The organism is Frateuria defendens (genome assembly GCF_001182895.1).
Taxonomy (GTDB): Bacteria; Pseudomonadota; Gammaproteobacteria; order Xanthomonadales; family Rhodanobacteraceae; genus Frateuria_B; species Frateuria_B defendens.
Genome location: NZ_LFQR01000181.1, coordinates 1 through 8,727 on the forward strand (window position 1 = coordinate 1; position 8,727 = coordinate 8,727).

At 72.3% G+C, this 8,727-nt stretch carries 7 protein-coding genes; all 7 read right to left on the minus strand.

The features are described 5' to 3' along the window. Positions 1-276: 276 nt before the first annotated feature. On the minus strand, positions 277-1,032 hold the full coding sequence (locus ACH65_RS17515; protein WP_049623924.1) for a cyclic nucleotide-binding domain-containing protein: 756 nt from the start codon (positions 1,030-1,032) through the stop codon (positions 277-279). Positions 1,033-1,203: 171 nt separating this feature from the next. After that, complete coding sequence (locus tag ACH65_RS17520; RefSeq protein ID WP_049623925.1) at positions 1,204-1,641, minus strand: universal stress protein; 438 nt, start codon at positions 1,639-1,641, stop codon at positions 1,204-1,206. A 181-nt stretch (positions 1,642-1,822) separates the two neighbouring features. Next, positions 1,823-3,004 (minus strand): succinyl-diaminopimelate desuccinylase, encoded by a 1,182-nt coding sequence (dapE, locus tag ACH65_RS17525; protein WP_049623926.1) that lies wholly within the window; start codon positions 3,002-3,004, stop codon positions 1,823-1,825. Positions 3,005-3,174: 170 nt separating this feature from the next. Then, positions 3,175-4,245, minus strand: coding sequence for a VIT1/CCC1 transporter family protein (locus ACH65_RS17530; protein ID WP_049623927.1), 1,071 nt, complete (start codon positions 4,243-4,245; stop codon positions 3,175-3,177). Positions 4,246-4,247: 2 nt separating this feature from the next. Next, complete coding sequence (locus tag ACH65_RS17535) at positions 4,248-4,610, minus strand: Spx/MgsR family RNA polymerase-binding regulatory protein (RefSeq protein ID WP_049623928.1); 363 nt, start codon at positions 4,608-4,610, stop codon at positions 4,248-4,250. Positions 4,611-4,717: 107 nt separating this feature from the next. Further along, positions 4,718-5,545 (minus strand): 2,3,4,5-tetrahydropyridine-2,6-dicarboxylate N-succinyltransferase, encoded by an 828-nt coding sequence (gene dapD, locus ACH65_RS17540; protein ID WP_049623929.1) that lies wholly within the window; start codon positions 5,543-5,545, stop codon positions 4,718-4,720. Between the two features lie 193 nt (positions 5,546-5,738). Continuing rightward, positions 5,739-8,360: a [protein-PII] uridylyltransferase gene (gene glnD / locus ACH65_RS17545; RefSeq protein ID WP_049623930.1), complete on the minus strand. Its 2,622-nt coding sequence runs from the start codon at positions 8,358-8,360 to the stop codon at positions 5,739-5,741. Between the last annotated feature and the right edge of the window lie 367 nt (positions 8,361-8,727).

The following is an 8,727-nucleotide window of genomic DNA, read 5'->3' on the forward strand; positions in this document are numbered from 1 at the left end:
AAGTAACTCGCTCCCCGGCAGGGGAGCGAAATCCCGGCCAAAGGCCGGCCAGATCACGTCAGCGTTTCACTTCAACCCAAATGCATTGCGCTGTGTAACCAGCTTCGCTGTGGTGAAGCGCCTCCGCCTGCGCCAGAACGACGAACAAGAGCGGAGTCGCTGCGCTCCCACCCACGCATGGCTACCGCAAGACATGCTCCTGCCGCGGCGCCCATGCTTGGCAAGGAAATCGCGAACTGGCTTTTAGGCTCTTCAAAGCCCGCGTTGCGGCGACGCTCAATGCGCCTCACCACCATGCGAAGACGACCGCTGACTGCCACACAACTCCGCCAGCAGGTCCGGACGCAGCACGCGCACCACCTTGCGGTTCACCGCGAGAATGCCAGCGTCCTCCATGCGGCCGAACAGGCGGCTCACCGTCTCCACCACCAGGCCGAGGTAGTTGGCGATCTCGTAGCGCGACATCGGCAGGGTCAGCACCGACGGGTCGCGCGAGAGCCGCGCATAGCGCCCGGCCAGGCTGTGCAGGAAGCTCGCCAGCCGCTCCTGCGCCTGCTGCTTGCCCATCATCACCAGGTGCGACTGCTCGGCCACCACCTCGCGGCTGATCACCCGCATCAACTGGTGCTGCAAAGCCGGCACGTCGCGGACCACGCTTTCCAGCTGCGCGAAGGGCAGCTCGCACAGGCTGCTGCGCTCCAGCGCCTCGGCGCTGCACTGGTGGACGTCGCCGGCCAGCGCGTCCACGCCCACGATCTCGCCGGGCAGCGCGAAGCCCAGCACCTGCACGCTGCCGGCCTCGTCCTCCACGTAGGTCTTGAGCGTGCCCGAGCGCACCACGTACAGCGAACGAAACGGATCGCCCTGGCGGAACAGCGCCTTGCCGCGCTCGACCGAGCGCTTGTCGCGGATGGCGGCGTCCAGCCGCTCCAGGTCCGCGCGGTCGATGCCCGTGGGCAGGCACAGCTCGTGCAGCGCGCACGCGCTGCAACTGCGCCGTAGCTGGTTCAGATCGAGGACCGTGGCTGACATGGGGGGACTTCGGTGGAGGGCCGCCCGCCCATCGGCGCGGCTCGTCGCGACCTTAGCACCGCAGCGCACCGCGCCGAAACCTTCGGGCCAGCGCGGCGGGTCGGCGACGACCCGCGCCGGCCCGCCGTCGCCGTGGCTGCGCGGCCCCTCCGGCCCCGCGCAGCGCGTCGCTCAATGACAGACCAGCACCGGCACGCCGCAGCTCAGGATCACCTTGTGCGTCTCGCTGCCCAGCAGCAGCCGCGCCATGCCGCTGCGGCCGTGCGAAGCCATCACGATCAGGTCGCAGTGCTGCTTGCTGGCGGCGCCGACGATGGCGGTGTAGGGCCGGTGGTCGAACACGTAGGCCGTGGTGCAGGGCACGCCCAGGCGGTCGGCGCGGTCGCGCACCTCGTCCAGGTAGCGCGTGGCCCGGGCGACCGCCTCCTCGGTGTAGGCCCGCTCGGGCGCCTGGATCATCTCGGCCAGGTAGGTCACCGTGGGGAACGGCTCCAGCACGTGGAAGGCATGCACGCCGGCGCCGATCTTCGCGGCCAGCTCCAGGCCCATGTCGACCGCGCGCAGCGACAATTCGGTGCCGTCGGTGGGAAGCAGGATGTGCTTGAACATGGCTCACCTCCGCTGAGAGAGACTCCCGGCGCCGGCGCCATCCGGCCTCGCCACCGGTCACGCACTTCCCGCGCCGGCGCGGGGTCCCCCTGTCGCGGAGCCGCGGCGGCATGGCTGCCGCGCCGTGCGAAACGCCCTGGAATAGGCCTTCGCCCCACCCTGCCACCCTGCCAGCGCGGCCTCATTCTACGCCCAGCATGCGCCCGGTGATCGCCCGGTACAGCGCCGGCAGGCGTTCGAGGTCGTCCACCGCCACGCATTCGTCCACCTTGTGGATGGTGGCGTTGACCGGCCCGAGCTCCACCACCTCGGCGCCCAGCGGCGCGATGAAGCGCCCGTCCGAGGTGCCGCCGCCGGTGCTCTGCTCGGGCTCCACGCCCGCCAGCTCGCGGCACGCGGCCGCCACCGTCTCGCGCAGGCGCCCGCCCGCGGGCGAGAGGAAGGGCTCGCCGGAGAGGTTCCAATCCAGCCGGTAGTCGAGGCCGTGGCGGTCGAGGATGGCCTCGGTGCGCGCGCGCAGGTCCTCGGCACGGCTGGCGGTGCTGAAGCGGAAGTTGAACAGCGCACCCAGCGTGCCGGGGATGACGTTGGTGGCGCCGGTGCCGGCGTTGAGGTTGGAGACCTGGAACGAGGTGGGTGGGAAATCCGCGTTGCCCTCGTCCCAGCGCTCGGCGGCCAGTTCGGCCAGCGCCGGCGCGAAGGCGTGGATGGGGTTTTTCGCCAGCTCCGGGTAGGCCACGTGGCCCTGCACGCCGCGCACCAGCAAGGTGCCGGAGAGCGAGCCGCGACGGCCCACGCGGATCAGGTCGCCCAGCCGTGCCTTCGACGAGGGCTCGCCCACCACGCACCAGTCGATGCGCTCGCCGGTGGCGCGGAAGTGTTCGGCCACGCGGCGCACGCCGTCGAGGTTGGTGGGGCCTTCCTCGTCGCTGGTGAGCAGCAGGGCGAGCCGCCCCGGATGCCGCGGGTGCGCGGCGACGAAGTCTTCCAGCGCTACCACCATCGCCGCCACCGAGCCCTTCATGTCGGCGGCACCGCGGCCGTATAGACGTCCATCCACGATGGCCGGCTCGAACGGCGGTGAGCGCCAGGCGTTCTCCGGCCCGCTCGGCACCACGTCGGTGTGGCCGAGGAAGGCCAGCGTGGGCCCGCCCTCGCCGTGCACGGCCCACAGGTTGTCCACCTCACCGTAGCGCAGGTGCTCGATGCGGAAGCCGATGCGCGCCAGCCGCCCGGCGATCGCCGCCTGGCAGCCGGCATCCTCGGGCGTCACCGAGCGGCGGCGGATCAGGTCGAGGGTCAAGGCGAGCACGGGCGAGGCGGGCCCGGAGGATGGCGGTCGATTCGATGGCGCGGTCGTCATCGCGCGAGCATAGCTCGCCGCTCCGCCTCCCCGCCAAGGCGTGCGGCGAATGGCCTCTGTGCGTCGGCTTGGTCGAGGCAGGGCGCGGATCTCCGACCGCCGCAACCGATTCCCTCTCGCCGGAGGGATGGGGAGGCCGAGCGCATGCCCGCCGCGCCAGCCGATCGGCTTCAGCCCGCCAGCGCCACGCCCAGCAAATGTCCCAGCAGGTAGGTGATGCCCGCCGCTGTGGCGGTGATGAGCAGTTGGCGCGCGATCGAGAACGCCATGCTGCGGCCGGTGAACAGCGAGGTGCCGAGGCCGATGAGGACGAGCCCCAGCAGGGTGAAGCCCACGCTGCCGGCCAGCGCCTCGCGCCCCTGCAGGAACAGGTACGGCGCCACCGGGAACAGCGCGCCGAAGGCGAACAGGCAGAAGGAGGACACCGAGGCGCTCCACGCCGAGCCGCCCAGCTCGCCCGGGTCTATCCCTAAGTCCTCGCGCACCAGCGTGTCCAGCGCGGCGCGCGGCGTTTCCACCAGGTGCTGCGCCAGCGCCTCGGCCGGCGCGGCCTGCAGGCCCTTCTCGCGGTAGATGCCGGCGATGCGCTTCATCGCGTCCTCCGGCGCCACCGCGAAGCGCTCGGCGCGCTCGGTGATCTGCGCCTGGTAGAACTCGCGCGAGCTGTTCACCGACAGCCATTCGCCCAGCGACATCGAGCAGGCGCCGGCCACCAGCCCCGCGAAGCCGGCCAGCAGCACCGCGTGCTCGCCGGTGGCGGCGCCGGCCATGCCCATCACCAGGCTGGCGTTGGAGACCAGGCCGTCGTTGGCGCCCAGCACCGCGGCGCGCAGGGTGTTGCCGCTTTCGGTGCGGTGGCGGCCGGCGCGCGGCGCCGCCGGCTTCACGGCGGCCTCGGCGAAGTGGTTGCGGTGTTCGTTGCGGTCCACCGGCGTGGCGAGGTGGTCGGCATGCTCCATGCGCACCACGGTAGGCATCACGAAGCCGGTGCCGAAGTGCCGCGCCAACGCGCTCAGCACGCGCACGCGCAGGCCCACGCGCGGCGGCGGCACCGGCGCGCCGATCTCGCACAGGCGGCCCTCCCAGAACTGCGCGTTGGTGCGCTCGATCTCGGCGATGCGCCGGTAGGCGTGGCCCTGGCGCGCACTGGTGGCGAGCGTGGCCAGGCGTTCGTACAGCGCCGCGTTGTCGCGCTCGATGCGCAGGTTGCTGCGGTAGCGGCGCGCCCGGTGGTTGGCCATGGCTATTTCCCGAACAGCTTCTTGAAGCCGTTGTCGCTGAAGCCCACGCTCACCGCGCCGTCCGCCTGCACCACCACGGGGCGGCGCACCAGCGCGGGGTATTCCTTGAGCAGCAGCGTCCACTCCGGGTCGCTGCCGGGGTTCTTGCGCTGCGGCAGCAGGTTGCGCCAGGTGGTGGAGGATTTGTTGACCAGCTTCTCCCAGCCGCCGAGCTGCCCGGCCCAGGCCTTGAGCGTGGCGGGCGGCACCGGGTTGGCGCGGTAGTCGACGAAGGCGTAGGGCACCTCGAAGCGGTCGAGCCAGTTGCGCGCCTTGCGGCAGGTGTCGCAGGTGGTAAGGCCGTAGAGGGTGGTGGTATCGGTCATGCTCGTGCTCGATGGGAACAGGCCAGGGGCGCGGATGGAACAAGGCGCGGCGAGCAGCGGGGGCACCGGCGCTTGCGGCAAGCCCGCGCCGGTGCCCCCGCGTTCCGTCACTCGGCGCTGCGCAGCAGCTCGTTGATGCCGGTCTTGGAGCGCGTCTTCTCGTCCACCTGCTTGACGATGATGGCGGCGTACAGGCTGTGGCTGCCGTCCTTCGCCGGCAGGTTGCCGGCCACCACCACGCTGCCGGCCGGCACGCGGCCGTAGCTCACCTCGCCGGTGGCGCGGTTGTAGATGCGGGTGGACTGGCCCAGGAACACGCCCATGCCGATCACGCTGCCCTGCTCCACCACCACGCCCTCGACCACTTCCGAGCGCGCGCCGATGAAGCAGTCGTCCTCGATGATGGTGGGGTTGGCCTGCAGCGGCTCCAGCACGCCGCCGATGCCCACGCCGCCGGAGAGGTGCACGCGCGCGCCGATCTGCGCGCAGGAGCCCACCGTGGCCCAGGTGTCCACCATGGTGCCCGCGCCCACGTAGGCGCCGATGTTGACGTAGCTCGGCATCAGCACCGCGTCCTTGGCGATGTGCGCGCCGCGGCGCACCAGCGCGCCCGGCACCACGCGCGCGCCCAGCGTCTCCAGCTCGATGTCGTTGCCGTGGGCGAAGCGCAGCGGCACCTTGTCGAAGGCCTGCGCCGCGCCGCCGTCCACCACGCGGTTGCCGTTCAGGCGGAAGTACAGCAGCACCGCCTTCTTCAGCCACTGGTTCACCGCCCAGCCACCCTGCCCGTCCGGCTCGGCGACACGGCGCTCGCCCGATTCGAGCAGGCCGATCACCTGTTCGACGGCGGGGTGCAGGTGGGTCTCGATCTCCGCCTGGGTCAGGTCGTTGCGGCGTTCGAAGGCGTCGTTGATCAGGGTTTCGATGGCTTGCATGGATGGCTCACTGGCGGAAAAACGGATGGAAGGAAAGACGGCCGCACGGCCCGGCACGCAGCGGGCGGACCGTCGGCACGGGCGCACGGCGGGCGTCCGCGCCGTGCGCGCCGGCGCAGGCCGCCAAGAGTACATGCACCGGCGCCCCGCCTGCCGCCGGCCGCCTTGTGGCGCGAGGCCGCGGCGCGCGAGGTCAGCCGCGGCCCGGTCCGGGCCCCAGCCGCCGCAGCAGCGCCTGGCGCATGCGCTCCTGCTGCGCCTCGCCCAGCGGCGCGTCGTGGCGGTCGGAGAGCAGGAAGAAGTCCTCCACCCGCTCGCCGAAGGTGGCGATGCGCGCGTCGTGCACGCGCACCTCGGCGTCGAGCATGGCCTGGGCCACCGCGGCGAGCAGACCCGGATGATCGGTGCACACCAGCGCCAGCTGAGTGCGGCTGCCGGCGGCGTGGAAGCCGATGCGCGGCGTCATCTGGAAGTGCTTGAGCCGCCGCGACACGCTGCGCCGCGCGGGGTCGAGCGGCGCCGGCTGCTGCAGCGCGCGCAGCAGGCGATGCTGCAGCTCCTCCGCGCGCGCCTCGGTAACGGGCTGCTGGGTGTCGGCGTCCAGCAGCAGGAAGGTATCGAGCGCCATGCCCTTGGGCGAGCTGAGGATGCGCGCCTCCATCACCGACAGGCGCAGGCGGTCGAGCATCACGGTGACGCCGGCGAACAGGCCGTCGCGATCGGGCGTGTAGACGAACAGCTCCGTGGTGCCGCGCACCGACAGCGGATGCACCGCCACCAGCGGCCGCACGCCGCCGGCGCGCAGGATGGTGGCGGTCTGCCAGGCGATCTGTTCCGGGCGGTGGCGCAGGAAGCTGGCGTCGGGGAAGTCCGCCCACAGCCGCTCCACCACGGCCGGCTCGAAGCCTTCGGCCTCCAGCAGCGGCAGCGCGTAGCGCTGGCACTCCTGCACCCGCACGGCGATGTCGCGCGGCGCCTCCACGTCGCTGCGCATGGCGAAGCGGGCGGCGGTGTAGAGGTCGGCCAGCAGGCGGTCGCGCCAGCTGTTCCACAGGCGCGGGCTGGTGCCGATGATGTCGGCGATGGTGAGCAGGTAGAGCTGGCCCAGCCGCTCGCGGTCGCCGCTCACCGCCGCGGCGAAGCGGGCCACCACGTCCGGGTCGGTGATGTCCTGGCGCTGCGCGGTGGTGCTCATCAGGAGATGCCAGCGCACCAGCCAGGCCACGCGCTCCACGTCGTTGGCGGGCAGGCCCAGGCGGGTGCAGAAGCGGCGCGCGTCGTCCTCGCCCAGCACCGAGTGGTCGCCGCCGCGGCCCTTGGCGATGTCGTGGAACAGCGCCGCCAGCAGCAGCACCTCCGGCGTGGGCAGGGTCGGCCAGATGTCGCAGGCCAGCGGAAACTCGGCGCGCGCGGCCGGGGCGGCGAAGCGCGCCACGTTGCGCAGCACGTGCATGGTGTGCTCGTCCACGGTGTAGACGTGGAACAGGTCGTACTGCATGCGCCCGAACACGCGCCCGAAGGCGGGAATGATCGCGGCCAGCAGGCCGTAGCGGTTCATGCTCCACAGCGCATCGACCGCGCGCGCCCCCTTGCGCAGCAGGCGCCGCAGCGCGGCCAGCACGGCATCGTCGTCGCTCAGCCGGCCGCCCAGCGAGGCCGCCGCGCGATGGATGCGGCGCATGGTCTCGGCGGTGAAGCCGACCACGCCCGGCACTTCCAGCCGCGCCGCGAACACGTCCACCAGGGCGGCGGGCCGGCGCTGGAACAGGTCCGGCTCGCGCACCGCCAGGCGCGAGCCGTAGCGCACGAAGTCCGCGCCCACCGCCTCGGGCGCCGCCGGCGGCTCCAGCATCTCCTCGAAGCGCTCGATGATCTGCGCACCCAGCCGCTCGATGCGGGTGGCCGCACGGTAGTAGCCCTGCATGAACTGCTCGACGCCGAGGTTGGTGGCGTGCTCGTCCACGAAGCCCAGGCGCGCCGCGATCGAGCGCTGGTAGTCGAACAGCAGCCGCTCCTCCGGCCGGCCGGCCTCCAGGTGCAGCGCGTAGCGGTAGCGCTGCAGCACCGCCTCGGCGCGCTCCAGCGTGGCCTTCTCGGCGGGGTCGAGCAGCCCTTCGTCCACCATCGCGGCGAAGTCCGCCGCGTGCGCCAGGCGGCGCCCCAGCCAGCGCAGCGAGTCGAGCGTGCGCAGACCGCCGGGGCCGTCCTTGAGGTTGGGCTCGAGGTTGCTGGCGGTATCGTCAAAGCGCGCATGGCGCGCGTCGCGCTCGCCCACCCGCGCGGCCAGGTAGGCGGCCGGCGGCCACAGCTCGGGATCGTCCACGATGGCGCGCAGCCGCGCCTCCAGGGCCGGGCTGCCGATCAGCCGGCGCGCGTCCAGCAGGCTGGTGAACACGCTGGCCTCCTGCGCCGCCAGCGCGCGGCACTGGGCGGGGTCGCGCACCGCGTGGCCGACCTTGAGGCCGATGTCCCACAGCGTGGTGAAGTACTGCTCCAGCGCACGCCGCCGCGCCGCGTCGATGCCGTCGGCGAGCACCAGCAGGTCCACGTCCGAGCGTGGGAACAGCAGCCCGCGGCCGAAGCCGCCCACCGCGAACAGCGCGGCGTCGTCGATCTCGCCCAGGCACGCCGTCCACACGTGCACCACGATGCGCTGCACCGACTCGCCACGCCGCCGCGCCAGCGCCGCCGCCGCCGCGCCGTCGCGGAACGCCACCTCGAGTGCGCGGTCGACGTCGCCCAGCAACTGGCGCAGCGCCCGGCGCGCATCGGCCGACACGCCCGAACGCGGCACCGCCACGGGCAGGCGCGGCAAGGGGGGAAGAAGGGCTTTGCTGGCGGGCTGGATGGTCACGGCATCAGGCGATGGAGTTTGCGGTGCAAGCTTACCGCGGGCCGCGGCGCCGCCATCACGGATGAGGCCGCTGGAATGCCGCAGGCAAACGCCAGCACCGTCGAACGTCGCCATGTTGCCGCAAGCACCTGCCCCCTCTCCCCGCTCCCCAAAGCCGGCGCCATCCATGACGCCTCCCGCGTACCCCCCGTGGGGAGAGGGCGCAAGGCGCGATGCCCGCACCTGCCCGCACGGGTCTATAGCTCTGCTCTACAGCTTTGGCTTTGGCTTTGGCTTTGGCTTGCGCTCTTGCCCTTCGAACCCCTATGCGGCGGTGAGGCTCGGACGA

Bases quoted from the DNA above. Each gene is read 5' to 3' on its own strand.
- ACH65_RS17515 (WP_049623924.1), bottom strand. From the start codon at position 1,032: ATGTCAGCCACGGTCCTCGATCTGAACCAGCTACGGCGCAGTTGCAGC.
- ACH65_RS17520 (WP_049623925.1), bottom strand. From the start codon at position 1,641: ATGTTCAAGCACATCCTGCTTCCCACCGACGGCACCGAATTGTCGCTG.
- dapE (WP_049623926.1), bottom strand. From the start codon at position 3,004: ATGACGACCGCGCCATCGAATCGACCGCCATCCTCCGGGCCCGCCTCG.
- ACH65_RS17530 (WP_049623927.1), bottom strand. From the start codon at position 4,245: ATGGCCAACCACCGGGCGCGCCGCTACCGCAGCAACCTGCGCATCGAG.
- ACH65_RS17535 (WP_049623928.1), bottom strand. From the start codon at position 4,610: ATGACCGATACCACCACCCTCTACGGCCTTACCACCTGCGACACCTGC.
- dapD (WP_049623929.1), bottom strand. From the start codon at position 5,545: ATGCAAGCCATCGAAACCCTGATCAACGACGCCTTCGAACGCCGCAAC.